Origin of the sequence: Streptomyces milbemycinicus (genome assembly GCF_002154605.1) — a bacterium.
GTDB lineage: Bacteria > Actinomycetota > Actinomycetes > Streptomycetales > Streptomycetaceae > Streptomyces > Streptomyces milbemycinicus.
The window spans coordinates 1-699 of the sequence record NZ_MUNE01001247.1; the positions used below are offsets into that span (position 1 = coordinate 1).

Below are 699 nucleotides of genomic sequence, written 5' to 3' on the forward strand. Positions count from 1 at the left end.
GCCCCCGGCCGCCTCAAAGCCCCTGCGGACCAGGGCAGACGGCGGTTTCTGACCACCGTGGCCCTGGGTGGCGCCACCATCGTCGGCGCGACCTCGCTGGGCGCCGTCGACGCCGACGCCGCCTTCACCGCGCCCCTCGAGCCGCTGGACCCGGCCGTCGCCCGGAGCGCCTTCGTGGAGGGGCGGATCCAGCGGATCGACGGCAGTGTGCTGGACATCGCCGGATCCCACGGCGACCGGGCGCGGGTACGGCTGACCAACGCCACCAGCGTCTGGAAGGCGGGGGTCGCCACCGCCGAGGAGATCGAGGCCGGTGACGGGCTCTACGCCCGTGGTGTCCCGATGCCCGATGGCACCGTCGCCGCCGACGCGGTGTGGGTGAACATCGTCAACCTCTACGCCACCGTCCGCGGTATCGAACAGGACCGGCTCCATCTGACGCACGGAGCGCACCGGATCGTCGGCCATCTGTCCCCGGCCACCACCAGCGCCTCGTACGCGCGCACCGCCCCCACCTCCGATCTGTCCCGGCTGCGGGTGGGCGACGGCGCCCAGGTCCTCGGCGCGTGGCGGCCCGCGGACGGGGCCGTGGACATCGTCCGGGTCTCGGTCGGGCCGCCACCGGGGAGAGTACGGTGATCGCGCCGCCCGCCGGGGCGGCCCCGCTGCTGACCGCCGGGCTGCTCGGCTGGACCGGCG

Annotated in this window: 1 protein-coding gene; it reads left to right on the forward strand. The window is 75.3% G+C overall.

Annotation, left to right across the window (positions count from 1 at the left end; genetic code table 11):
- Window positions 1-639: cell wall protein (locus tag CCN51_RS52405; RefSeq protein ID WP_425444820.1), on the forward strand; the 639-nt coding region annotated here is incomplete at its 5' end.
- Window positions 640-699: the final 60 nt, after the last annotated feature.